Genomic DNA, 25994 nt, shown 5'->3' with positions numbered 1-25994 from the left:
TTGGGTTTTATCTCATGGTAACAAATTCTTCCGCACTGGTAGGGTGCAGTGCCACAGTGGCGTCAAAATCAGCCTTGGTGGCGCCCATTTTTATTGCTACAGCAAAGCCTTGCAGCACTTCATCCATACCTTCGCCAATACCATGCAGGCCCACTACTTTTTCGTCTTTGCCTGTGCATACCAGCTTAAAGCGGCTAAGGGCGCGATGCTCGGTTATGGCGTTATACATAGCAGCAAAGCCAGAGCGGTACACTTTTACATTGGTTGCGCCATACTTTTCAATGGCTTCAGCTTCGGTTAGCCCAATGGTGCCAATTGGCGGATGGCTGAACACTACGGTTGGGATCAATGAGTAATCCATATGCGCATCGGGCATATTTTTATTAAATAAGCGCTCTGCTAATAAACGGCCGGCTTTAACTGCTACCGGGGTTAATTGGGCTTCACCGGTAACGTCACCCACAGCATAAATGCCTTTTACGTTAGTATTCTGGTATTTGTCGGTAGTGATATTGCCGTCTTTATCTGTTTTCACCCCGGCTGCCGCCAGGTTGAGTTTGTCACTGGCAGGGGCACGGCCGATGGCCCAGATTACACAATCTACGCCGGTAAACTCAACGCCGTTATCGCAATGCACCGTTAAGTTGCCGTCGCTGATTTTCTCTATTTTAATCACGTTGGTTTGCTTATGCAGTTTGAGTTTGTCCTGCGTCATCCGCTCAAGCAGCATATCGGTAATGTCAGAGTCGAAACTGCGCAGTGGCTTATCGCCGCGTATTAGTAAGTGTGTTTCTGTGCCAAGTGCATGTAATACACCGGCAACTTCTACCGCAATATAACCGGCACCTATTACCAGCGCTTTTTTCGGCTGCTCTGTTAAGGCAAAAAAACCGTCTGAATCTATACCGTGCTCTGCGCCAGGAATATCAGGCAGTACCGGGCGGCCGCCGGTGGCGATAGTAATATGATCGGCAGTAATACGCTCGCCGTTAACTTCAACGGTACGTTCGTCAATAAAGCGGGCAAAACCTTCAATATAGGTCACGCCATTATTATCAAAGCCCTTGTGATAGCTGCCATGAATGCGCTGGATATAAGCTTCGCGGTTTTTTACCAGCGTGGCCCAGTTAAAGCTGTTTTGTGTAATGTCAAAGCCATAGGCCGGGCTGTATTTTAGTGCTTCGGCAATATGCGCGCCGTACCACATCACTTTTTTGGGCACGCAACCGACATTCACGCAGGTGCCGCCTACGGCTTTTGCTTCAATTACTGCAGCAGTAGCACCACGAATAGCCGCACGGTTGGCGCTGGCAATACCGCCGCTGCCGCCACCAATAGACAGATAGTTAAAATGACGAGACATCAGACAATTCCGCAAAGTAGACATTACTGCGGTTATAGGGGTTAGGGTGGTGTTTTACAAGCCCTGTTGCCAGACTGTTCTGTTCCGGCGACAGGGCAGTAGGGCCTAAGACCGTAGTTACAGCTTTTTTAAATCAATGCTGTTGGCCAGCGCTAACATAGTACTTTGGTTAGCGTTATCGCCCCGTACGGTAACCATGGCACCGCTTTGGGTAACAAACTGAATTTCCAGCCTGCCGCCATCAAGCCGCTGTACTGCCTGCAGCCCTTGAATTTTAGTCATTTTGCCACCCGACATTGCTATCATTGAAGGGTTACTCAACATCATTGAAAACGCCTGCAGCATCGGAGAATCCATCATCAGTTCAATATCAATGCTGTCACTGTCGTTGTAGTAATTGCGCGAGGCACTGATACCACCGCCAAACATCGCGGCTGCGGCCACTTCAGCATTGGCATCCTGCGCCTGCCAGCCGCTGGGTGCGGCGGGGAAGGCCAGTTTTACCTGCTCGCCTTTTTCCTGGCGGATTAAGGTGCTGGCATAATCCAGCTGAGATATCGCCTGCGACAATTCTCCGGCTTTATAGTGTTTAGTGGCAGCGGTTATGGCTTCATCTATTTCGCCGGCACTAGCCGACAGGTTCAGGCAGCTAAGTAACAGGCAGCTGACAGCGGTTTTTTGCAGTATTTTCATTTGGGTTTCATTCCTTTGATTAACAAATTTTGCACAGTATAGCCAACGACATTAGTTACTGCCAATAAGGCCGTTTTAGCATTGACAATGGCGGTGTTTGCCCCAACATTATGGCTAATGTTTGTCACTTTGTTTAAGGTTTGCTATGTCTGCTACCCAAAATATACTGTTGTCGTTCCCGGATTTACCGCCGTTTTCCCAGATTACGCCAGAGCAGGTTAAGCCTGCGGTTGAACAAGCTATTGCACAGGCACGGGCTGCGGTAGAGGCTGCAGTGGCACTGCCGGACGTTAGCTGGCATACGCTGATAGAACAGCTGGATCAGGACAGTGAGCGTTTAGGTAAATTGTGGTCGCCGGTGTCGCATATGAACTCGGTAGTAAATACCCCCGAGCTGCGCGAAGCCTATGAGAGCTGTCTGCCGTTGCTGTCTGAATACAGCACTTGGGTTGGCCAGCATGAAGGCCTGTACCAGAAGTACCAGCAACTGGCGCAAAGCGAGCAGTATGCTGGCTTAACGGCGGCGCAGCAAAAAGTGATTCAAAATGCCCTGCGTGATTTTAAGCTGTCGGGCATTGGCTTATCGGCCGGGAAAAAACAGCGCTACGGCGAAATTCAAAGCCGCTTATCAGATTTAAGCTCGCAGTTTTCCAACAATACGCTGGACGCTACCCAAGCCTGGTTTAAACATATTACCGATGCAGCAGATTTGTTGGGGTTACCCGACGACGCCAAACTGGCCGCCGCCGAAGAAGCTCAAAGCCGTGAGTTGGAAGGTTGGGTGTTTACGCTGGAATTCCCCAGCTACATTGCCGTAATGACCTATGCTGACAAACGTGAGCTGCGCGAAGAGCTGTACAGCGCCTACTGCACCCGGGCATCGGATCAGGGCCCGACTGCGGGCCAGTTTGATAACAGCGCCATTATTGAAGAAACGCTGGCATTAAAGCATGAGCTGGCGCAATTGCTCGACTTTAACAACGCGGCAGAAGAATCACTGGCCACCAAAATGGCACAAAGCCCTGCGCAGGTGCTGGATTTCCTGCAGGATTTAGCCCGCCGAGCCAAGCCTCAGGCGCAGCAGGATTTAGCGGAGTTAAGGGCTTTTGCCCAAAGCGAATATGCTGTGAAAGAACTGGCAGCCTGGGATATTACTTACTATGCCGAAAAGCTAAAACAGGCCAAATACGCTATTTCTGATGAACAACTGCGGCCATATTTCCCTGAACACAAAGTGGTAGCCGGTTTATTTACCGTACTGAACAAGCTGTTTGGTGTAGAAGTAAAGCAGCGCGACGGGGTGGATGTATGGCACAGCGACGTTAAGTTTTACGACATTATTGATGCCACCGGCACTTTACGCGGTAGTTTTTATCTGGATTTATACGCCCGGGCGAAAAAGCGCGGCGGTGCCTGGATGGACGACTGCCAGGGCCGGCGTATTTTGCCTGATGGCAGCATACAAACGCCGGTAGCTTATTTAACCTGTAACTTTAATAAACCGGTGGGTGGCAAGCCGGCACTGTTTACTCATGATGAAGTGGTTACGTTATTCCACGAATTTGGCCATGGCATTCATCATATGCTCACCAAAGTGGATGCTGCTGCGGTAGCCGGCATTAACGGTGTTGCCTGGGACGCGGTAGAGCTGCCCAGCCAATTTCTGGAAAACTGGTGCTGGCAAAGCGAGGCCCTGGCCATTATTTCCGGCCACTATGAGATTGGCGAGCCTTTACCGCAGGACTTACTGGATAAAATGCTGGCGGCGAAAAACTTCCAGTCGGCGATGTTCTTGGTGCGCCAGCTTGAATTTGCCTTATTCGATTTTCGTTTGCACGCCGAATACGATCCGGCGCAGGGCGGCCGTGTCCAGCAGATGCTGGACGAAGTGCGTAATGAAGTGTCGGTTATTGTACCGCCACGCTTTAACCGCTTTCAGCATGGTTTCAGCCATATTTTTGCCGGTGGTTATGGCGCCGGTTATTACAGCTACCTGTGGGCTGAAGTGTTATCAGCCGACGCTTTTGGCCGTTTTGAGGAGGAAGGTATATTTAATGCCGACACCGGCCGTGACTTTTTGCGCTGGATTTTAGAGCGTGGCGGCAGTGCCGAGCCAATGGAGTTATTTAAAGGTTTCCGTGGCCGTGAGCCATCGAACGAAGCGTTGTTGCGCCATATGGGTATCGCCGGTTAGTACCGGCGTGGTTAATTTAAACTTAACAATTCATTGCGAATTCAGACCAGCTCTGCCAAGCTGAAGCACAACGCGGAGGAATAAATATGCGCACTAAGGTATTGATAGTAATCATGACGGCTTTAACGCTGGCAGCGTGTCAGCAGGGCCAGGCAGGCAGTGATACCACTGCAGAGCGGTTGCCACCCAAACCATTGATAGAGCCGATAGACCCAAGCAAAGATCCGGTAAGTGCGGTAAAAGCGAGGAAGCAACAAATGGCAGATGAAGTAAACCTCAGCGCCATGCGGGCTGAAATTATGGCACGGGTTGGCGATGCAAAAGCAGATAATGTTGAACAATGCCGGGTAGTAGGCTTTGGCAGCAAACCTTGCGGCGGCCCGGCCAGCTACATAGCAGTGTCTACTAAAGGCGGCAATGAAACGGAGATTATGGCTCTGATAGCCAGATACAACTCTGCTGCCAAAGCAGAGAACGAGCGCATTGGCCTTATGTCTGACTGCGCTGTCGTGCCAAAACCAGCTGTAGTGCTGCAAAACGGCGTTTGTACGCTAAAAGAGGGCGGCGAAACCTCAGCCTATTAACCAGCAGTAACGGTTACAATATAAGCATAAAGGCAACCATTCCCGTGTTGCCTTATTTTTTCACTGAAGATGAGTACAATTTTGACGACCGCAGAACCTTTTGACCGTATCTATCAGCGCGCCTGCGAGCGTAAAGGCGGCGCTGCAGCACTTGAAGCATTGCTGGGGCAAAGTGCCAGCAATGCTGATATTGCCGCTATACCAGATAACCTGCTGCTGGGCGAGCTAACCAAAAAAGTGTTTCAGTCTGGTTTTGTCTGGCGCGTGGTGCGGCAAAAGTGGCCGGGCTTTTGTGAAGTGTTTTTCGATTTTAATATCGAAAAAATGCTGCTGATGAGCGATGAAATGCTTGAAGCCAAAGCCCGTGATGAACGTATTATCCGCAACGCTGGCAAAGTATTTACCATCCGCCACAATGCCATGATGATTGATGATATTGCCCGCAAACATGGCAGCTTCGGCCGTTTTATTGCTGACTGGCCAACATCCGATATTATCGGTTTATGGGCTTACCTTAAGCAGCATGGCGCCCGCCTTGGCGGTAATACCGGGCCTTATGCGTTGCGGGCTATTGGTAAAGATACCTTTATTTTAAGCACTGATGTTGAAGCTTACCTGCGGGCAACCAACATATTTGATGGCGGTATAAACAGCAAACGCAGTTTAAATCAGATCCAGCAGCAGTTTAATCTTTGGCATAAGCAATCAGGCCGTAGCCTGGCGCACATCAGCCAGATTATTGCGTTAAGTGTTGGCGAGAATATTGTTGGAATGCAGCAATAATGCCGCTGAATTTACTACACAGCCCTGAGCTTAATGCAGACTATGCTGCCAGCCTCTGTCAGCAGTTTGGTTTAACCTTAGCCACTAAAGCCAGTGGCTGGCATCTGGCCTGGCAGGATAATGCGCTGGTGTTACGCCACAGTGAGTTACCCAAACAAGGTGATATCCTGGTCGACTTTGCCAGTGGTGCTGCCAGTTACCGGCGCTTGCATGGCGGTGGCAAAGGTGAGGCGATTGCCAAAGCTTGCGGGCTGAATAAAAAGCGCGATCTCACCGTATTAGATGCTACTGCTGGCCTGGGCCGTGATGCCTTTGTACTGGCCAGCCTGGGCGCTAAGGTCACTCTGGTTGAGCGTAACCCGGCCGTGGCAGCTTTACTGTTTGATGGTTTGCGCCGGGCTGCGGCTACAGCTGACCTTAACTGGTTGGGCGAGCGTATGCAGCTACTGCATAGCAGCGCGCTGGAGGCGCTGCAACAGCATGGTGCTGTTGATGTGGTGTATCTGGACCCGATGTTTCCACCGCGGGATAAAACCGCGCTGGTTAAAAAAGAAATGCGCGCTTTTCATGATGTAGTGGGTAGCGATACCGATGCTGATGCCTTACTGGCACCAGCACTTAAGCTGGCGCAAAAACGTGTGGTGGTAAAACGGCCCGGTTATGCTGATTTTTTAGCGCAAAAGGCGCCTGCAATGTCTGTCACCGGTAAAAATAACCGTTTTGATGTGTATATTAATGCAGCAATTTAGTGATACTTTTGACAACAGATAAATTAAACAGGGGAATTAACATGATTAAAACCGGCGACAAGTTACCTGAGGTGAGTTTTTCGCAACTGACCAAAGAAGGTGTAATGAACCCAACCACCAGCCAGATTTTTGCCAATAAAAAAGTGGTACTGTTTGCTGTGCCAGGTGCTTTTACACCTACCTGCTCTGCAGCACACTTACCGGGTTATATTACGCTGGCCGACCAGATCAAAGCCAAAGGCGTTGATACTATTGTTTGCACCGCAGTAAACGATGCTTTTGTAATGAGTGCCTGGGCAAAAAGCCAGAACGCCGAAGAAATTGTGTTTTTAGCCGACGGTGGTGCCGCTTTTCATAAAGCTATTGGCCTGACCATGGAAACCGGTGACTTTGGTGGTGTACGCTCACAGCGCTATGCCATGATCGTTGAAAACGGCGTGGTAACACTGCTAAATGTAGAAGCACCAAAAACCTTTGAAGTCAGTAAAGCTGAAGTGGTTTTAGCGGCGTTGTAATAGTTGCCATTCAAGGTCACGCATGCTGTTGCTGGCCTTGCTTTATGTTGTTTCGTAATCTGATTAAAGGAAAAAACGCAGCGTGTGGTCTTTATTGTTTACTGTTGTTCTGATTGTGGTCACGCTGTTATTGTACTGGGTGTATCAGCAAAGCCGACGTTTGCACTTGCCAGAACCGCATCTTCAGCTACTGACAATGGCGGCTGAACCGCTGCAGACCTCAGCAGCAATACCTAAAACCATCTGGACGTACTGGCACAGTGCAGAGCAACCTGAAGTAGTAAAGCGTTGCATTGCGGGTTGGCAGGCTTTAAATCCGGATTATCATATCCACGTGCTAAATGCCGATAATATAACTGATTATATTCGGCCTGTACCTGACAAGTTAACGCGCTTAAATGTAGCCAAACAAACAGATTGGATCCGTTTGGAGCTATTAAACCGCTATGGTGGCATTTGGTTGGATGCGTCTATTATTCTTACTGCTTCACTGGATTGGGTTGAGCGAATCCGGGCTGAACAAAATACTGAGTTTGTTGGTTATTATCTGGAACGTTATACCACAAATGTCCACAGGCCAGTAGTTGATAGCTGGTTTTTAGCTGCTCCTGCACAAAGTCGCTTTGTTGCGGATTGGCTGGCATTATTTAGGTGTGAAGTTATCGAGGGTGATACCGCCGATTATATTCAGGCGTTATCAGTGCAAGGACGTTTTGAAGGGCTGCGCCAGGCTATCTCAGATCCTTATTATCACACTATCCATATTGCCGCACAGGACGTATTAGAACGCGCTGCCACTACCTATCGTCTGGCGCTGTTAAAAGCGGAAGATAGCGCCTACGCATTGCAGGTAACTTCTAACTGGCGGCGTAAGAGGCTTTATATGCGCTTGCTGTTTACCGAAAAAGATGACAGACCTGCCTTGATCAAACTGCGGGGTGGTGAGCGAACAAAGTTAGAAAGTTATCTGAAATGGGGAATATATCGTAAGGCAAGCATTGCTGGACGCTATTTGCAGGCGCTACCGGAAGATAACAAGGTTGTTTAACAAAACCTAACGCAGAAATTTTTTGTGCGAAGTGAAACATGAACAGGTATTATTGCCGGTTATTACGATATATTGCCATTTGAGCAGGAAAGTGGTTGTAAATCGGTGTTAGAGCTTGTTGCCAAAACAGAGGATTCTATGACAACAGTAAATGTGTTATGTATTAAATGGGGCAAGAAATATGGCCCTGAGTATGTCAACAAGCTGCATTCGATGGTTAGCCGTAATCTGACATTACCGTTTCGTTTTGTCTGTTTAACCGATGATGCCAGCGGTATTAATGCAGATATTGAAGTTAAGGATATTCCCGCCGTAGGTTTTAAAGATTTTGATGAACGGCATCCGTGGTCATTCGGTCACGGCTGGCTGAAAGTGACCAGTTTTGCAAACCCGTTATATGATTTGTTCGGCCCTACGTTGTTTATCGATCTGGATGTGGTAATTGTTGATAATATCGACTGTTTCTTTGAGCCTCAAGGTGAGTTTTATGTAATCAAAGAATGGGATAAATCGGACGATACCGGCAATACTTCCGTCTATCGTTATGATATCGGCGCCCATAGCGACCTGATTGAGCTGTTGAAAAACCATAAAGAGCGTGAGCTGGCCAAGGTACGAAACGAGCAGGAGTTTGTGACGCAAAACCTGGCAAAGCAAGGCAAACTGCAATACTGGCCTGAAGGCTGGTGTGTCAGCTTTAAACGGCATTGTTTACCAGGTGCTATTATGTGCTGGTTTAAACCGGCAACAATTCCTCAAGGGGCTAAAATCGTAGCTTTCCATGGTAAACCAAACCCACCGGATGCTATTGCAGGTATCAGTGGTAAATGGTATCGCCGGGTTATGCCGGTACAGTGGGTCAAAGAATTATGGCGTTAGTAACGGCCTGAGTGTAAAGCGATAATATGGCTGCTGGTAAAGCGAATTCCCTGCTGCTGATGGCGGGGATTTTTATTTGTAGCAGCAAGCTTTTTCTGTAGTGGAGGTTTTATGCCGGAAGGGCACGCTAAAATTAAAGTTTTACACTTTGTTACCGGTGGCTTTTCTGGTGGTGCAACCCAAGTGGCAATTTCTCTGGTGCGTGCTGCACTGGCATCAGAGCATGTTAGTCCGCTTTTAGTGCTACGACGTAAACGCCGTGGCGATCCGGCGCGGATTGCAGAGTTACAGCAACAGGGGATTCCGTTGGCAGTAGTGCCTGGCTGGAGCAAAGTCGCCACTATTTGGGCGTTAATTAAGCTGTGTAAGCAATATCAGCCAGATATATTGGTAGCGCATGGTTTTAGTGAACACTTATGGGGACGCTATGCCGGTTTGCTGGCTAAGGTGCCAAAGTTGGTACACGTAGAGCACAATACCCGTGAACGCTACAATAGCTGGCGGCTGGCACAATCGCGTTGGTTAAGTAAAAGAACTGCAGCTATAGTCGGTTGTTCCGAAGGTGTGCGCTCGGTGTTGCTGGCGCAGGGGATGCCTGCACAGCGTACTTATGCTATATCAAATGGTATTAATACCATGCCTTTCCTTGGTACTGTGCCGCCTTTGCTGACGCGGGCACCGGATATTGTCATGGTGTCCCGTTTCTCCAAGCAAAAAGACCATGGCACTTTATTTAAAGCGCTGGCACTATTAAAAACCGAAGGATTGTTGCCTAAGCTGTACCTGGCTGGTGGCGGCAAGTCCTTGCATCGCAAACCACTGGAGAAGCTGGCTGAACAATTAGGGATCACAGGACAGGTGCACTTTTTAGGTGTGGTACGTAATGTGCCGGAATTGCTGCAGCAAAACCAGTTGGCAGTGTTAAGTTCACACTATGAAGGTATGCCATTGGCACTATTAGAGGGGATGGCTGCTGGCTGTATAGCTATCGGTACTAAAGTACCCGGTATCCAGGAAGTGCTGAATGACGGGCAGGATGGATTTTTGGTGGCTGAAAATGATGTGGCAGCCTTGGCTGCGGTAATAAGAAAGAGCTTAGCGCAAATACATGAATTGCAACCTATAGCCGATGCGGGACGGCAGCGGGCATTAACTGAATTTAGCCGGGAGAGAATGAATCAGAACTATGAGAAGCTGTTTTTACAATTAGTTCAGCCGGCTTCATTCGGATAAGGCGTATGTTAGCGCCAGCCCTTACTTTGTTTTTATATCAGCTGCTACTTTACCTCAGCAGCCCTTTAGTGTTGAGTTACTTCCTCTGGCGCTCGCGTAAAGACCCGGCCTACCGGCAGCGCTTGGCAGAGCGTTTTGCTTTTGGCTTAATAGCGAAGCAGCTAAAACCCGGTGGCATAGTGGTACATACGGTATCGGTAGGCGAGGTGATTGCCGCAACCCCGCTGATTAAACAACTACAGCAGCAGTACCCTGCAAAAACGATAACGGTAACATGTACTACGCCAACCGGCTCTGCCACTATCGCCAGTCGCTTTGGCAGCAGCGTACAACATTGTTATTTACCGCTGGATTACCCCGGTGCGGTACGGCGCTTTTTAAAGACACTGCAGCCAGCATTGTTAGTGATCCTGGAAACGGAATTGTGGCCTAACCTACTTAATTCTTGTGCCAAGCAAGGCGTGCCAGTTGCGGTAGTCAATGCCCGTTTATCGGCACGCTCTGCCAAAGGTTACCGACGCTTTTCGGTATTAAGTAAAGTGTTACTGCGTAATATCAGTTTGTTATTAACGCAAGACCGGGCCAGCAGCCAGCGCTTTCAGGCATTGGGTTATCAGGGGCAATTAGCGGTAAGTGGCAACCTTAAGTTCGAGCTGGCCATTCCGGCTAATACCCAGGATTTACTCAGCCAGTTTCGCCCTGCCTTTGCCGCGCGCTTATTATGGGTAGCTGCCAGTACACACGCCGGTGAAGATGAACAATTACTGGCTCTGTATCCAGAATTAAAACAGCAGTTTCCGCAATTATTACTCTTGTTGGTACCGCGCCATCCTGAGCGCTTTGCCAAAGTAGCCGAGCTGGTGCAGCAAGCCGGTTTCAGTCTGTGGCGGCGCAGCAGCGTATCGGCTATGCCTACTGCACCCGTATCACCTATTACGGCCGATATTGCGCTTGGGGATTCGATGGGCGAGCTATTGGCCTGGTATCAATTGGCTGATTTGGTGTTTATTGGTGGCAGCTTAATTGAACGGGGCGGCCATAATCCGCTGGAAGCGATTTGCTTTGCCAAAGCCGTGCAAAGCGGGCCACATATTTTTAATTTTAAAGACGCCTACCGGCAATTACAGCTACAGCATGCGGTAGCGCTGGTTGCCGACAATCAGGCATTGTTAAACAATAGCCAAATGTTATTGGCCGATGCGAGTGCCCGCGCGGCGCAAGGGCAACGCGCTCAGCAATTTTTCTTACAGCAGCAGGGCGCTACAGCACGCACTCTAGCTGCAATAGATTCACTTTTAATAGGAAGTCGCATGTCTACAGATGATATTTCAACCGCTGCTGCAAAGCGGCAACATACCGATTATCAGCAAATCCAACAAAACGGTACACATTACTGGTTTGATCCAGCGCTTTTCAGCGACATTCGCCCCCAGTACTTTCAAAGCACATGGTGGCAACAGCAACAAGCGGTTATCGGTAGCTCTACCGGCCGCAATACCGCGTATTTTGTACAGCATGGCGAGCATAAGCTGGTGCTAAGGCACTATTATCGTGGCGGTTTAGTGGGCAAAGTGCTGCACGATCAATTTTGGCTACAGCCAGTGGCGCAAAGCCGTGCGATGCAGGAATACCAATTATTAAGCTGGATGCGCGCGCAAGGTTTAGCCGTACCGCGCCCGGTTGCTGCCAGTTATCAGCGTAGTGGCCTGATTTATCGCGCCGATTTACTGATTGAGCTTATTCCTGACAGCAAAGATTTAGCGGCAATATTACAGCAGCGCGCTATTACCCCAAGCGAGTGGCAAGCCATTGGTGCGGCTATTGCGCAAATGCATCAACTTGGGGTGTATCACTCGGATCTTAACTGCCGCAATATTATGCTCGATGCTGCCGGTAAAGTGTGGCTGATTGATTTTGATAAATGCAGTCGCCGCAGCCCAGGGGAGTGGACGGAGCAAAATTTAGCGCGTCTTTTACGCTCCTTTAATAAAGAAAAGGGCAAACTGGTGGTATTTAACTGGCAAGAGGCCGATTGGCAAAGCCTGCAACAAGGCTATCAGCAGCAGTTGGCGGCAGCCACGCCTTTAGTCATACAGAGTAAAAATTAATGCAGCAGTGGGATGTAATAATAATAGGGGCTGGTGCAGCTGGCTTAATGTGCGCCATTGAAGCCGGTAAACGCGGCCGCAGAGTGCTGCTATTAGATAATGGTAAACGGGTGGGCCGTAAGATCCTGATGTCGGGCGGCGGCCGCTGTAATTTTACTAATATGTATGCCGGGCCGGAGAACTTCCTTTCGCAAAACAAACACTTCTGTAAATCGGCTCTCAGTCGCTATACGCAGTGGGATTTTATCGCCCTGGTGCAAAAGCATGCTATTGCCTACCATGAGAAAACGCTTGGCCAGCTGTTTTGTGATGATAGCGCTAAAGATATTGTTGATATGCTGCTAAGCGAGGCCAAAGCCGCCAATGTGCAAATTGCCCTGCAGCAAACTATTACCGGCGTCAGCTTTGCTGATGGCCAATACACTGTCACTACAGCAGAGCTTAGCCGCCAGTGTCACAGTTTAGTAGTGGCCAGCGGTGGTTTAAGCCTGCCGAATTTAGGCGCTACCGCTTTTGGTTTTCAGCTGGCTGAGCAGTTTGGTTTAAAAGTGCTGCCGCTGCGCGCCGCCTTAGTGCCATTAACCTGGCAACCGGCCGACAAAGCGGTGTTTGAAGAAATCAGCGGGGTATCCTTGCCGGTCACGGCTGAAGTGAATGGCACCGTATTCCCGGAAGATATGCTGTTTACCCACCGCGGTTTAAGCGGGCCAGCCATACTGCAAATTTCCAGCTACTGGCAACCGGGTGATGAAGTAATAGTGAATATGGCACCGCAAACTGATGTGGCAGAGTTTTTATCGGCGCAACAGCAAGCGCACCCGGAGCAGGAAGTAAAAACCGCACTGGCTAAATTGCTACCAAAACGGCTGGTAGAAAAACTACTGGAGCTAAAAGTTTTTACTAACCAGCCGCTGAAAGCGTTAAACCCGAAAAGTATTAAACAACTTGCCGACAGCCTGCATGCTTATGTGTTTAAACCCAACGGCACCGAAGGCTACCGCACCGCAGAAGTCACCATCGGCGGTGTCGATACCGATTATTTATCCTCAAAAACCATGGAAGCGAAAAATCAGCCAGGTTTGTATTTTATCGGCGAAGTGGTCGACGTAACCGGTTGGCTCGGTGGCTATAACTTTCAGTGGGCCTGGGCGTCTGGTTGGGTGGCAGGGCAGTATTGTTAAGGTAAATATCAATATGAAAAAACTCTCTGTAGTACAACAAAAACAACAGGCCGCGGTGCTCGATGCGGTGACAAAGTTAGAGCAGCAAGCGCTGGTGGAACTCCCCGGCGCGGTGCAGTGCTGGTTTAGCCTGGAATATGAAGCTTTTCCGGTATCGCTACTGGTGCGGTTGCAGCTTACTGAGCAAGCTCAGCTTGAGGCGGCGCAGCCGCAGTTGCTGGCGTGGCAGAGGCGTTTAAGCGGTTTGCTGCTGAAAAAGGGCATAGTGCTAAAAGATATGCGCAAGCATCTGGTGTTTACGCTTAATTCTCCTGATGATTAAGCGTTAAAAAAGGATACATACCACAATGAAATATTATCTGGGCGCTTACGCCGCTTCCCCCAACCATAGTGGTTGGGATCCAATACTGGAAACTGCTTATTACAACGAGTTAAAAGCGCTGCCGAATATAAAAGGCCTGGAGCATCCGTTTTGGGGCGTTTTGCATCAGCACGATGACAACTGGTTTCTGGCCAATATCGATCCAAAGTGGAATTACGTGTTTACCTGTATTCCCGGCATTATGAATGCACTGGGGCAAAACCCAATGTTTGGTATTGCTTCTGATGATGAAGCCGGGCGCCAGGCAGCGCTGGCGTTTATACAACAAGCCTGTGCAGCGATTGGCAAACTAAACACGCATTTGGGGCGCCAGGCGGTAACAGCAATTCAAATTCAAACCGCACCGGCACGGCATAAAGCGGCGTCTTCCAAAACGTCGCTGCTGGCATCGTTGCAAACTATGCTCAGCTGGAACTGGCATGGTGCCCGTATTGTGATTGAACATTGCGATGCTTATATTGATAGCCAGACACCGTCAAAAGGCTTTTTAGCACTAAGTGATGAGCTGGATGTTATCACGCAGTTAAATGCAGCTTTAAGCAAAGAACAGCAATTGGGTATGGTGATTAACTGGGGCCGCTCGGTATTTGAAACGCGCAGGGTTGCAGGTGCTGTTGAGCATATTCAGGCCGCACAGGCTGCAGGTGTGCTAAGCGGGCTGATGTTCTCTGGGGTATCGGATCAGGATAGCGAATACGGCGCCTGGCGCGATAGCCATCAACCGCCGCGCAACAGCGATCTGGTAGTAAAGGGTGAACCCGGTAGCTGGATGACAGAACAGGCCATGCACAGTTGTCTGGCAGCGTGCAACGATGCCGCAGGCTTGCCGGTGCTGGGGGCAAAAATTGGTATCCGGCCACATAGCGCCGATATTGGCCAGCGCATGGGGTATATCCGCGATACGCTGGCGATATTAGACCGTTATTTTTTACTGTCTTAGAGTGTTAAAACCGCAACTGTTACAGCCGCAAGGACGCGGCTGCAGGTTTGATATGGCCAAAGTGTTTTAGCGCCAAAAAGCCAATCAGCAGTAAAGCCAAAGCCGGCAGCAAGGTATTGATATAGCTGAGGTAGGTCAGGCTAAGCTCGTGTCGCTGGCTAAACAGCTGCCACAAACTATATAAACCAAAACCCAGCATGGGTATGGCAACCAGGCATAAATGGTAACGGCGTAGCTGGGTTTGCAGATACAGCAGGGCGATGGTAACCGGAATAGCCAGCAGCAGGTGTAGCACTAAATCCATAATGGAAAGCCATAACAGGGCTGAGCCGCGTAAGGTATCGGAGTCCATGATCCACAGTTGTAACGGGTTTATAGTGGCGATAAAACCAAAGCACAAAATCACAAAATATACATGCGCTACGCCCAGCAGCAGGGAAATAAGCGAGCGGATACTAAAAATAACAAGCTTGGCCACCATCACAGACACTCCGGCAAATACAACAGGCGGCAAACTAGCATGCAGGCCGCAAATTCACAATATAAAAGCACTTTGGGGCTTGAGCCTGAACCGGTTGCCCACACTAACACGCCGTAAACCCATCCCTGGGCGCTCGATTATAAACTTCATCCTTGAAGTTTATCCGTTGGACCAGCAAAGCTGTTCAAATTCGCTCCCGGCGAATTTGTCAGCATCCTGGCCTGCAACGGTTAGTTTAAGGCAAGCCGGTTCTGCTAAGGTTATTTGCAGCAGCCGGTCAGTTAATTTGACGGCGTGCGGTATTTTTCAAACCAGGCCAGCATATACTCTACTTTTTCAATCATCCGGCTGGGGCGGTTAGAAATACCGTGTGGTGAGCCCGGTACCCGCACCAGCGTGGTATCAACCCGGCGTAGTTTCAGCGCCTGATAAAACTGCTCCGATTCCGAGATAGGCGTGCGCCGGTCTGCTTCGCCGGTGATCAGAATAGTCGGGGTTTTTACATTACCCACCAGGCTTAGCGGCGAGCGCTGCCAGTAGTGCTCGACATTTTCCCATGGCACGCCGGGGAACTGGTGAAAGGTCTGATAGGTATAAGTGTCGCCGGTCAGTACTTTACTTAACCAGTTAATAATCGGCTTTACTACTGCCGCCGCTTTGTAGCGGTCGGTCAGGCCTATGGCATAAGCGGTAGCTATACCACCGGCCGAGCCGCCGCCGATAAACAGGTTGTTTTCATCAATAAAGCCCAGTGCCAGCATCGCATTTACGCCGCTGTCGTGGTCGGCATAGTCTTCCGGTGAGCTGTATTTATTGTGCAGCAACATGGCAAAACGTTCGCCGTAAGATGAGCTACCGCGGTGGTTGTCATAAAACACCACATAACCTTCTTTGGCATAACGCTGCATTTCTGCGCTCCACTGGGCGCCGTAGGCTAAGTGCGGACCGCCGTGAATTTCAAGCAGCAGCGGGTATTTTTTCGCCGGGTCGAAATCCGGTGGTGTCATATACCAGCCTTGTATTTCTTCACCATCAAAAGACGATTTATAAGTAATTTCATGTACCTGTGCCAGCTTCTTATGGCCGAGCAAATCTTCGTTCAGTGCAGTAAGTACGGTAGTTTTGCCTTTTTGTAGTACGGCAACCTCACTTGGGCGCTGGCTGGTGCCATGGGTATATGCGATGGTGCCATTATTGGCCACCGAGTATGAGCCACTTAAATAAGGTTGCGGCTGTGATACACCACCTAAACTGGCAGTAAGCTCGGTAATTTTACCGCTGCTGCTCAGGGTGGCCAGCTTGCGCTGACCGCGATCATCGTATTGCACCACAAAGCTGGAATTGTTCAGCCAGGCTGGTTGGTCAATGCTGCGATCAAAGTCTGCGGCAATGTCGCTGATGTTGTTTGAGCTAAGGTTTAAAATTTTCAGCTTGCTGTTGCTATAAGGCACCAGAGCGTTGTTTTGCCATAAAAATGCCAGTTGTTTACCGTCGGGTGAAAACACCGGTGATGATTCACTGCCGGGCATCGTAGTAAGGGCAGTTAACTGCTCAGTGGCTAAATCCAGCTGGTATAAATTGCTGTCGCGCGGCTGGTATTCCCATTCCGGGTCGAGGTTGGCAGAAAACACCAGTGCTTTGCTATCCGGCGTAAAGCTTAAATCGCTGCCGTAATTAAAGTCGCCCTGAGTTAGCTGACGCTCAGTGCCACCACTGGCCGGCAGAATAAATATTTGCCGGAACTGTGGCTTTAAAAAGCCCTGGCCATCGGCCTGGTAACGTACCCGGTCCAGCACTACCGCAGGTTCAGACCATTTCGCACCGTTAGGTTTTTTAACCCGCTTTACACTTTGCTTTACGGCGGCCTCACGGGCGTCCACATTCATGGTAAAAGCCAGTTGTTTGCCATCCGGTGACCAAACCAGATTAGACGGGCTTTGCAGTAATTTAGATAACTGTGCGGTTTTATTCTCTGCCAGCCAGTGCAGGTGAATTTGCCGCGAGCCGCTGAGATCAGAAATAAATGCCAGCTGTTTACCGTCGGCAGACCAGCGCGGCTGGCTGTAATTAAACTGGTCGGCAAACAGCGGCGATTGCTGGCCGGTTTTAACATCCAGCAACCACAGGCTGTTGCGCGTACTGTCGGTCATAATATCGTTGCTGGCACGCACATAGACAATTTTGCTGCCACCAGGCGATATTTGCACATCGGCGGCATATTCCAGCGCAAAAATATCTTCGGCTTCAAAATAACGGCTGCTGGCAGTGGTATTGGCGCTAGTCGCGCCAGAGGCGGCAACAGGTTCTTCAGCCAGTAAGGCAGGGCTGCTCAGTAATAAGCTGGTGGTGATCACCAACGCTGAGCGGGTAAATGTACGCATAATGCTCCCGGATAGTGCAGTTTAAGTTTATTTTTGTTTAAACCTAACCTGATCCATACAGAAGTACAAACCCCACAGCGGCAAAGCGCGGGTTTTAAGCGGCATAGCCATTATGCTGCGGGAATATAACAAAGAAAAAGCCAACGGCTGGCACTAAGGCCAGCCGTTATAGTTTTATGCAGATAAGCTGTCGAAGATGTGCAAAAAGGTGGGTGCTTGCTGAATATGCAGCTGCATGCGCAAACGCCGGGCAATATCCTGCGCGCTTATTACACCGCGGATCTGGTGTGATTCACGGTCAATGACCACACAGTGTTGCTCACCGCTCGATTGCAGCGTATTAACCACATCAGCAATGCTGCAGTGCTGCAATTGCTGATATGCCAGCGCTTTAATACGCTCACGCGGGCGCATTAAATCCGCTACAGTAATGTCATCGCGGCTGTCGCCAAAGGCAATGCGGCGCATAATTGACTGATCTGACAACTGGTCAAGGTGTAGTAACCCCACCAGTTCGGCGTCGTGATCTACTACCAGCTTAAGTTTGGTTTGCTCTTGCTGCATCATGTCCAGCGCTTCACGTGCTGTGGTCGATGCCGCCACAACATTAGGTTGGCTGTGTTTAAAATCGGTTACCACCGTCAGTGCCGGTGAGTTTAAGGTCATACCATCGAAATCAGTAGGTTGTACTAAATGATCAATGGCTTCAACAGAATATAATGCTAATGTTTTCATGGTGTTCCTCACATACCGGCACGCAGAGGCCATACCGGCTAAAAAATACTTTAAGTATGAACAGCGCTGCTGTTCTGGTTGAAACTTAATGTGAGGAGAAAACCGGCGGGGCGCGGGCCTGCAGTGAAACTAAGAAAGGTGCTTTATTAAATACACTGCGCACAGCATAAACTGTGCTGGAAAAAGCTAAACTGGTAACCCCGGCAGACAGCGGCAGCACGGGTTGTGGTTCGTCAGTACTGTCTTGTTCTGTCGTTACCGTGTGATGTGAAACAGATGGCGTAAGGGCATGAAACTGCGTATCTGCCAGCGGCGACAAGCGCTGATCATGCACAGCAAAGGCTTGCGGCGTGCACAATAAACTTAGATACAACAGTAAGGCAAAACTACTTAGCCAGCGCATACACCCTCATTCACTTAATACATCGTTTTAAAGTAACACGATGTCATTTGATAATGAGCGCTTGTGTTAACCGGCGCAAGGGGGCGCTGCAAAAATAGCCGCAAATTGCGATTAACGACTATTTTTGCACGACACAGTGGCGTTTACAGCCCGGATAGCAGGCTTTTCAGCAACAGGGCAACTAAGGTCAGGCTACCTAAACCCACCAGATACAGCAGGATAAACCAGACTATTTTCGGCAATGGCCGTCCGTTTGGCAGTGATAGTTTTACCATTAGTAACCCTCCTCGTAGTCTTCGACCTTACCGCGAAAGATATGATAACCCCACAGGGTGTATGCCAGGATCAGCGGTAAAAAGATCAGTACGCCCGGTAGCATAAAGCTCAGGCTGCTGTCAGGTGCCGCCGCGGTATAAAAGCTGATTTGGTGCGGCAGTAAATAAGGGAATAACCCGGCAACCAAACCGGCAAACGCCAGCAAAAACAAACTGGCCGCCAGCCAGAACGGGCGGCTTTCGTGGCGGATGCTAATATCAGCCTCTGCAGCAAACTGGCGCTGCACCCGGCCCAAATCACGGAATAACAGCCGGGCTGCCAGTATTGCCAGCAGCGGCAATAACATCAGTATCAGGCTGTGGGCGCCGCCAAACCAGCGCTCGCGGATTTCCGGTTGCTGGTACAGCGTAAATAAACTCACTAACAACATTGCCAGCATAACGAATAGCAGCAAGCGTTGGCCATAGCGGGCTGCTTTTTGCTGAATTTCACCCCTGCTTTTCATCGTCAGGTAAGTACAGCCCAGCAAAGCATAGCCTGCCATAACGGCTAAACCGGTAAACAGGCTAAACGGCGTTAACCACTGCAGGCTGGACGAGGCTATGCTGTCGGCATCAACACCTTGCACTAACACACCCAGCATCAGGCCCTGACAAAACGCTGCCAGGCTGGAACCTATAGCAAAAGCCCGGTTCCACCATACTTTAGAGGTATGGGATTTAAAGCGGTATTCAAACGCGACTCCGCGAAAGATCAGGCCAATCAGCATCAGCATAATCGGCAGGTACAATAACGACGCAATACTGGCATACGCCAGCGGAAAAGCGCCAAACAGGATCACACCACCAAACACCAGCCAGGTTTCGTTGCCATCCCAAACATGCGAAATAGAACGCATTAAATGGTCGTGTTCGGCATCAGTGTTAAACCAGGGGTACAAAATGCCAATGCCCAAGTCGAAGCCATCCAGCAGCACGTACATTAAAATGGCAAAACCCAGCAGCAAGAAGTAAAACAACGGTAGACCTATTTGCAGTTCCATTAGTGTTACTCCTGTTCCGGTTTTATTTGTTTGGCCAGTGCTACGGCATAGCCCGACGCTTTAACACCAATCAGCTGCTGCGACAGTTTTTCCATTGGCGGCGGCCCTTTGCGGATAAGCTTGCGCATAAAGTACAGATAAACGCCAAACAGCAGGCTGTATGTCAGCACAAACAAGGTGAGTGAAAACAGCACCCGTTCGGCCGGCAGGGGCGATACCACATCAATGGTGCGAACCAGGCCATGCACCAGCCAGGGCTGGCGGCCTACTTCTACCACATACCAGCCTGCCAGTACGGCAATAATACCGCTGGGTGCCAGATAGCTGCAGGCGGTTAAAAACCAGCGGCTTTGGTATAAGCTGCCGCGCCAGCGTAAAAAAGCACCGGTAAGCGCGATTAAAATCATCAGTACGCCAATACCCACCATTACGCGGAACGAGAAAAACACTACGGCAACATTAGGCCGCTCGTCGGCCGGTACGGCCTTTAAGCCCATCAGTTCACCGTCAGGGTCGTGGGTTAAAATCAGGCTGGCGAGTTTGGGAATACCAATTTCAAAATGATTTTTTTCGGCCGCTCTGTCGGGAATGGCAAATAACAGCAGTGGCGCACCGGCTTCGCGTTCGGCCCAAATCCCTTCCATCGCGGCCAGTTTAACCGGCTGATGTTCTTTTACATTCAGGCCGTGCAAGTCGCCGACATAAGCCTGCAGTGGCGTTAAAATCAGTGCTAGCCACAGTGTCATCGACAAGCCTTTGCGCGCCATGTTTTTATGCTCGCTGTGCCGCAGTTGCCAGGCGCTGGTGGCTAACACCACAAAAGTGCCGGTAATAAAGGCTGCCAGTAACATGTGAGTAAAGCGGTATGGCATTGACGGGTTAAAGATCACCTGCCACCAGCTCTCTACCTGAAACACACCATCAACAATAATGTGCCCGGCCGGCGTGTGCATCCAGGAGTTGGCGGCAATAATCCAGAAAGCTGAAATCCAGGTACCTACCGCTACTACCACAGTAGCCATAAAATGCAGCTTAGGCCCGACACGTTGCCAGCCAAACAGCATAATGCCGAGAAAGCCGGCTTCAAGGAAAAACGCCGTCAGCACTTCATAGGCCATTAATGGCCCCAGTACTGCACCGGTAATGCGGGAAAACTCAGAAAAGTTAGTGCCAAATTCGTATGACAGCACTATGCCCGACACCACCCCCATACCAAAGGTAATGGCAAAGGGTTTGATCCAGAATTTAGCCAGTTGCAAATAGACTGGGTTGCCGGTTTTCAGCCATAAGCCTTCCCAAATAGCAATCAGTGTTGCCAGGCCGATGGTAATAGACGGAAAAATAATATGAAAACTAACAGTAAAAGCAAACTGCAGACGGGATAGCAGCGCAGCATCCAGTTCCATATCAGCGTCTCCGTTGCTGTAAATAGCGGTATAAAGCAGGCGCTAAAGCTACTGCCACCATCAGGCTTAAAGCCAGAACTTCAGTGATTAATAAACTACTATTCATAACTTACTCTCTTAATGCGAAATCTGTTCAGTTTAGATATAGCCAGATTTGCAAGATGCTTACCACTTTGTGGGTATACTTATTAGTTTATGATTTATATCAATTTTTATATTTTTCTTGCTTGATGTGTAAACAAGGTTTACGCTTTGCGAACCAGGTTAATGTAAACGAGGTTTACAGTGCCACTGTATTTAGTATTTGAAATAAGCATGCTGTTAACCAGTATCTGTGCGGTGTTGCTGGCTGGCTGGTTACTCTGGCAGGGGCAACGCCAGCCAGGTATGCCGGCATTAGCCGGTTTTGCCGCTATGATGGCGCTGTGGTGCGCCGGGCATATCGCCATTTTGCATCAGTGGCCACAACTGGGTATTGCATTGGTACTGGCAAACCCGCTGATGCCAATGTGCTTTTTACACTTTGCGTTGCAGTTTGTTGCGGCTGGCCGGCCATTGTCGTCACGGCTAAAGGTGCTACAACGGCAGATCCCTTTACTCTATGGCTTCACTTGTCTGCTAATTGCCCTAAGCTGGCTGTTTAATGGCGGCAAAATCATTGTTACTACCGGCTTTAGTGCCTTTTTTGCTTTTCAGGGGCTGGGCTGGCTAAATTTGGTTTATACCGTGCTATTAGGTATTGCCGCCCATGGCGTGCTGCTGTATGGCTGGCGGCATCATTCTGGTAACCGCAGGCGTTCTATTGGTGCCATGTTTATTGCCGGCGGCTGGGGCTTGTTGCTGGCTACCAGTTTTATTTTTCCGTCACTTGGCCTGACCTGGTATCCGTATCCGATGTTGTTACTACCCAGCTACCTGCTGTTACTGGTGTATGGTGTGGTGCGGTATCAGGTGCTGGCCATTAATGCCTTTGCCAATAAAGCGTTGTTGTGGTTTTGCATGTTGTTGGTGGTGCTGGCACTGATGGCACTGGTCAGTGCCATGCTGGGGCAGTTTGGTATGCAGGCATTGTCGGCGGTTCCGGCATTACAGCTTTGGTTATATTCAGCTTTGTTGCTGTTATTGTCTGCAGCCTGTTATCAGCCGGTAGCCGCGCTGGCCAGGCGGTTAATATACCCCGGCGTTACCTTAAATGAAGCCTTGCTGGAGCGCTGGCGTTTACAGTTACAGCAAACTGAAAGCTGGAGTGAGCTGGCAGCCCTTGGCAGTAAATTGTTATCGCAACAGTTACGTATGCGGGTGGCCGTGCATTTGCCACAAACTCAGGCAGTGGCGGCACAGCTGCAAATTCACTGCCAGCGCGGGGCCGAGGGCTGGCATTATGAGCTTAAAGGCTGGGATGATGTGACGCCGGGCTACCGGCTGCAAGGCGAGGTGTTTGCTGCCTTATTGCTAAGCAGTTGCCGTATTCTGGAGCAATCTTTAAAACTGGCCGAAGCTGAGCGTAAACGGCTGGATCAACAGCATCTGGTTGAGCTTGGCGCATTGTCGGCCGCAATGGCGCATGAACTACGAAACCCGTTGAATATTATTGCTATGGCAGCAGCAAGTACCGCTGACGATACCCGCCAGCATATTCAGCAACAGTTAAAACGCGCCGACCGCCTGATAGCCGATTTACTGAGTTACTCCGGCCAGTTGCAGTTGCAATTAACCACTGTACCGCTTAATGCCCTGCTGCAAAGCCTGATACAGCAACATAACTGGCAAGGGGTAAGCTGCCAGTTGGATGTAGATGAACAACTGTTGATCACCGCTGACGTATACCGCTTGCAGCAGGTTATCGTAAACCTGCTGGATAATGCGCTGGCATTTTGCCGTAATCAGAGTGGTGCCATTATTAAGCTGCAGGCGCAGCAACAGGACACGCAATTGCTACTGTATGTCCATAATAACGGCCCGGCTATTGCCAGTGAGCAACACAGCAGCCTGTTTCAGCCGTTTGTCAGCAAACGGGCTGGTGGCAGTGGCCTGGGGCTGGCCATAGTGCGGCGTATTATGCAGGCACATGGTGGTGAGGTTAACCACCGCACCGATCTGGGCTGGCCGGTTAGCTTTGAATTACGCTTTAACTTAAATACAGAAGACACAGCAGATGAATAAAGGCCGTATTTTACTGATCGACGATGAACCGGCGTTTCGCCAACTGGCGCAAAGCTGGCTGCAAAACAGTGGTTATCAGGTGGTGACGGCGGCAGATTTAACCGTGGCTCGCCAGCAACTGCAGCAATTTGATGCTGATCTGATTTTGCTGGATTTATCATTACCGCCCGAATTTAACCCGCAACATACGCTACAGGCCCTGCCAGAGCTTATTTCAAGGCCGGTAATTATTTTAACCGGCCATGCCGAGCGGCAACTGGCGCTGGATGCTATAGCGTTAGGCGCCTGGGATTTTATTGCCAAGCCGGTCGATCCGGATTTACTGGCCGTGGTAATAAAACGCGCGCTGGGTAAGCATCAATTGGAGCAAGAGCTTAGCCAGCTAAAGCAGCAGCGTCAGGCCAGCACAGCAGTGCAGCGCTTAATTGGTGTATCACCGGCGATGGAAGCTATGCGCACGCTGATCCAGCGTATTGCCCCTACCGATGTACGGGTGCTGGTAACCGGGCCATCCGGTACCGGCAAAGAGGTGGTATCACGCGCATTGCATGAGCTAAGCCGGCGCGCAGAGCAAGCCTTTGTGTCAGTGCATTGCGGCGCTATTCCGGCTGATTTGCTCGAAAGCGAGTTGTTTGGCTATGTTAAAGGCGCTTTTACCGGGGCCGATAAAGACCGGCCGGGGTTGCTGAAACTGGCCGATGGTGGCACCTTGTTTCTCGACGAAATTGGCGAAATGCCATTACCGATGCAGGTTAAGCTGTTACGGGTATTGCAGGAAGGCACCTTTTTCCCGGTTGGCGGCCGTGAGCAGCAGAAAATTGATTTGCGGCTTATTTCTGCCACCAATGCTAATTTGCCACAACTGGTACAAAAAGGGCTGTTTCGTGAAGATTTATATTACCGTATTAAAGGCATTACGCTGGAAACGGTAGCACTTAGCAGCCGCAGCCAGGATATACCGCTGTTACTGCAGTTTTTTCTTGAACAGTTATCACAGCAACAGGGGCAGCGTTTGAAGCTGGACAGTACTGCCCTAAGCTGGTTTTTACAACGCGACTGGCCGGGTAATATCCGTGAGCTGAAAAACACGCTGGAAAGCGTCGCTGCTGTGGCTCAGGGCGGAGTAATTAGTATGGCCGATATCAGCTTACTACACCCCGAAGCCGGTAGTGCGGGCACTACACAAGCGGTAACAGAAGCGGGTCTACAATTGTTAGACCAGGCCGTGCAACAATTAGAAATACGCATGATTAAACAAGCGCTTGAGCAATGTAACGGTAACAAAAGCCAGGCCGCACGCCAACTGGGGTTATCCCGGCAGGGGTTACTAAAAAAAATTGATCGCTACCAACTGGCAGATTAAGGTAGGCAGCAAAACTTGGAGAATAAAAATGAAAGCAGTAGGTTATCAGCAGTCACTAGCGGCAACCGATCCACAAGCCCTGGTTGATATTGAGCTAGCAGATCCGGTAGCCAGCGGGCAGGATATTCTGGTGCGGGTGCACGCAATATCCGTTAACCCGGTGGATACTAAAATCAGAAAACGGGTTCAGCCTGAAGCCGGCCAATATAAAGTGCTGGGTTGGGACGCAGCCGGAGAAGTGGTCGCAGTAGGTGAAGACGTCAGTTTATTTAAAGTGGGCGACAAAGTGTTTTATGCCGGTTCACTTACCCGCCCTGGCAGCAACAGCGAGCTGCAACTGGTTGATGAACGCCTGGCTGCAGTAATGCCCGAGAACTTAAGCTACGCCGAAGCAGCGGCTTTGCCATTAACCGCTATTACCGCCTGGGAGCTGTTGTTTGACCGGCTGGAAATTCAGCAGCCCAGTTTAAAGCATCCACGCCCGGTGTTGCTGATAACGGGCGCAGCCGGTGGCGTAGGCTCAGTGCTGGTACAACTGGCCCGGCAGTTAACCACAGCAACAATTATTGCTACGGCATCAAGGCCTGAAACCAAACAATGGGTAACGGAGTTGGGTGCCCATTATGTGCTGGATCACAGCCAGCCGTTGCTGCCACAGCTAAAAGCGCTGGATTTAAGCTGCGTAAGCCATGTTGCCAGTTTAACCCACACCGACCAGCATTATGCTGAGCTGGTGCAGTTACTGGCACCGCAGGGCAAGCTGGCGCTGATAGACGATCCGGTTGGCGGCCTTGATATTATGCCGCTGAAGCAAAAAAGTATTTCGCTGCACTGGGAGTTTATGTTTACCCGTGCCATGTTCGGCACGCCGGATATGAACGCGCAGCATCAGCTGTTAACCGATTTAGCGCGGCTTATTCAGCAAGGTCAGATAAAAACCACGCTAAAGCAAACCCTGGGTAGTATAAATGCGGCTAATTTGCGTAGTGCGCATCAACTGCTGGAAAGCGGTACTGCTATTGGGAAAGTCGTGCTCGAAGGCTGGAGTTAACAGCTTAAAGGGGACAGCAGCCAAATCTGGCTGCTGTTAAA

Annotated in this window: 24 protein-coding genes; 15 read left to right on the top strand and 9 right to left on the bottom strand. The window is 50.0% G+C overall.

Going from position 1 to position 25994, the window contains the following annotated elements; genetic code table 11:
- Positions 1–7: 7 nt before the first annotated feature.
- Both gorA and BLW68_RS16905 read right to left on the bottom strand, forming a co-directional pair.
- Positions 8–1363: a glutathione-disulfide reductase gene (gene gorA, locus BLW68_RS16910; protein WP_092795878.1), complete on the bottom strand. Its 1356-nt coding sequence runs from the start codon at positions 1361–1363 to the stop codon at positions 8–10.
- Positions 1364–1480: 117 nt separating this feature from the next.
- A complete protein-coding gene (locus BLW68_RS16905; protein ID WP_092795876.1) occupies positions 1481–2056 on the bottom strand; it encodes a hypothetical protein in 576 nt (191 codons plus the stop codon).
- A 145-nt stretch (positions 2057–2201) separates the two neighbouring features.
- Between BLW68_RS16905 and prlC the strand changes: the two genes are divergently transcribed.
- The 12 genes from prlC (at position 2202) to BLW68_RS16845 (ending at position 14652) form a co-directional block, all read left to right on the top strand.
- Entirely contained in the window at positions 2202–4250 is a 2049-nt protein-coding gene (prlC, locus tag BLW68_RS16900; protein ID WP_092795874.1) for an oligopeptidase A, read from the top strand.
- 86 nt (positions 4251–4336) lie between these two features.
- Positions 4337–4834 carry a hypothetical protein gene (locus BLW68_RS16895; RefSeq protein WP_092795872.1) on the top strand — a complete coding sequence of 166 codons (498 nt, stop codon included), beginning with the start codon at positions 4337–4339 and terminating at the stop codon, positions 4832–4834.
- Positions 4835–4915: 81 nt separating this feature from the next.
- Entirely contained in the window at positions 4916–5617 is a 702-nt protein-coding gene (locus tag BLW68_RS16890) for a DNA-3-methyladenine glycosylase I (protein ID WP_092795979.1), read from the top strand.
- A complete protein-coding gene (locus BLW68_RS16885; RefSeq protein WP_177172273.1) occupies positions 5617–6366 on the top strand; it encodes a class I SAM-dependent methyltransferase in 750 nt (249 codons plus the stop codon). Before BLW68_RS16890 ends, BLW68_RS16885 begins: the two co-directional genes overlap by 1 nt.
- 41 nt (positions 6367–6407) lie before the next feature.
- Positions 6408–6881 (top strand): peroxiredoxin, encoded by a 474-nt coding sequence (locus BLW68_RS16880; RefSeq protein ID WP_068233478.1) that lies wholly within the window; start codon positions 6408–6410, stop codon positions 6879–6881.
- 82 nt (positions 6882–6963) lie between these two features.
- The gene (locus tag BLW68_RS16875) at positions 6964–7929 is read left to right on the top strand and encodes a glycosyltransferase family 32 protein (protein WP_092795870.1); all 966 of its coding nucleotides are present in this window, start codon (positions 6964–6966) and stop codon (positions 7927–7929) included.
- Between the two features lie 138 nt (positions 7930–8067).
- Positions 8068–8808 carry a glycosyltransferase gene (locus BLW68_RS16870; RefSeq protein WP_092795976.1) on the top strand — a complete coding sequence of 247 codons (741 nt, stop codon included), beginning with the start codon at positions 8068–8070 and terminating at the stop codon, positions 8806–8808.
- A gap of 111 nt (positions 8809–8919) precedes the next feature.
- Positions 8920–10041, top strand: a complete 1122-nt coding sequence (locus BLW68_RS16865; RefSeq protein WP_092795868.1) for a glycosyltransferase — start codon at positions 8920–8922, stop codon at positions 10039–10041.
- Positions 10042–10046: 5 nt separating this feature from the next.
- Complete coding sequence (gene waaA, locus BLW68_RS16860; protein ID WP_092795866.1) at positions 10047–12149, top strand: lipid IV(A) 3-deoxy-D-manno-octulosonic acid transferase; 2103 nt, start codon at positions 10047–10049, stop codon at positions 12147–12149.
- Positions 12149–13330 carry a BaiN/RdsA family NAD(P)/FAD-dependent oxidoreductase gene (locus tag BLW68_RS16855; protein ID WP_092795864.1) on the top strand — a complete coding sequence of 394 codons (1182 nt, stop codon included), beginning with the start codon at positions 12149–12151 and terminating at the stop codon, positions 13328–13330. Before waaA ends, BLW68_RS16855 begins: the two co-directional genes overlap by 1 nt.
- A 13-nt stretch (positions 13331–13343) precedes the next feature.
- The gene (locus BLW68_RS16850) at positions 13344–13652 is read left to right on the top strand and encodes a hypothetical protein (RefSeq protein WP_092795862.1); all 309 of its coding nucleotides are present in this window, start codon (positions 13344–13346) and stop codon (positions 13650–13652) included.
- 25 nt (positions 13653–13677) lie between these two features.
- Entirely contained in the window at positions 13678–14652 is a 975-nt protein-coding gene (locus BLW68_RS16845) for a DUF4862 family protein (protein WP_092795859.1), read from the top strand.
- A gap of 19 nt (positions 14653–14671) precedes the next feature.
- Here the strand turns inward: BLW68_RS16845 and BLW68_RS16840 are convergent, their stop codons facing one another.
- From BLW68_RS16840 to BLW68_RS16815, 7 genes are all read right to left on the bottom strand, one after another.
- A complete protein-coding gene (locus BLW68_RS16840) occupies positions 14672–15136 on the bottom strand; it encodes a hypothetical protein (protein ID WP_143039980.1) in 465 nt (154 codons plus the stop codon).
- Between the two features lie 278 nt (positions 15137–15414).
- Positions 15415–17514 carry a S9 family peptidase gene (locus tag BLW68_RS16835; protein ID WP_092795855.1) on the bottom strand — a complete coding sequence of 700 codons (2100 nt, stop codon included), beginning with the start codon at positions 17512–17514 and terminating at the stop codon, positions 15415–15417.
- Positions 17515–17688: 174 nt separating this feature from the next.
- Entirely contained in the window at positions 17689–18249 is a 561-nt protein-coding gene (locus BLW68_RS16830) for a CBS domain-containing protein (protein WP_092795853.1), read from the bottom strand.
- A gap of 85 nt (positions 18250–18334) precedes the next feature.
- Positions 18335–18652 (bottom strand): hypothetical protein, encoded by a 318-nt coding sequence (locus BLW68_RS16825; protein ID WP_092795851.1) that lies wholly within the window; start codon positions 18650–18652, stop codon positions 18335–18337.
- 143 nt (positions 18653–18795) lie between these two features.
- Positions 18796–18927 carry a hypothetical protein gene (locus BLW68_RS21605; RefSeq protein ID WP_259238050.1) on the bottom strand — a complete coding sequence of 44 codons (132 nt, stop codon included), beginning with the start codon at positions 18925–18927 and terminating at the stop codon, positions 18796–18798.
- On the bottom strand, positions 18927–19970 hold the full coding sequence (gene cydB / locus BLW68_RS16820) for a cytochrome d ubiquinol oxidase subunit II (RefSeq protein WP_177172272.1): 1044 nt from the start codon (positions 19968–19970) through the stop codon (positions 18927–18929). The genes BLW68_RS21605 and cydB overlap by 1 nt, the downstream gene beginning before the upstream one ends.
- Positions 19971–19975: 5 nt before the next feature.
- On the bottom strand, positions 19976–21376 hold the full coding sequence (locus BLW68_RS16815; RefSeq protein ID WP_092795848.1) for a cytochrome ubiquinol oxidase subunit I: 1401 nt from the start codon (positions 21374–21376) through the stop codon (positions 19976–19978).
- Positions 21377–21661: 285 nt separating this feature from the next.
- On the opposite strand from BLW68_RS16815, the gene BLW68_RS16810 reads away from it, so the two are divergent.
- From BLW68_RS16810 to BLW68_RS16800, 3 genes are read left to right on the top strand one after another with little or no spacing between them, the layout of a single operon-like run.
- Complete coding sequence (locus BLW68_RS16810) at positions 21662–23539, top strand: sensor histidine kinase (RefSeq protein WP_245728383.1); 1878 nt, start codon at positions 21662–21664, stop codon at positions 23537–23539.
- Positions 23532–24902: a sigma-54-dependent transcriptional regulator gene (locus BLW68_RS16805; RefSeq protein WP_092795846.1), complete on the top strand. Its 1371-nt coding sequence runs from the start codon at positions 23532–23534 to the stop codon at positions 24900–24902. Before BLW68_RS16810 ends, BLW68_RS16805 begins: the two co-directional genes overlap by 8 nt.
- Positions 24903–24930: 28 nt before the next feature.
- Entirely contained in the window at positions 24931–25953 is a 1023-nt protein-coding gene (locus BLW68_RS16800) for a zinc-binding alcohol dehydrogenase family protein (RefSeq protein WP_092795844.1), read from the top strand.
- Positions 25954–25994: the final 41 nt, after the last annotated feature.

Source organism: Rheinheimera pacifica (assembly GCF_900108485.1).
Lineage (GTDB): Bacteria > Pseudomonadota > Gammaproteobacteria > Enterobacterales > Alteromonadaceae > Alishewanella > Alishewanella pacifica.
This window is presented reverse-complemented; position numbering and strand designations above follow the sequence as displayed.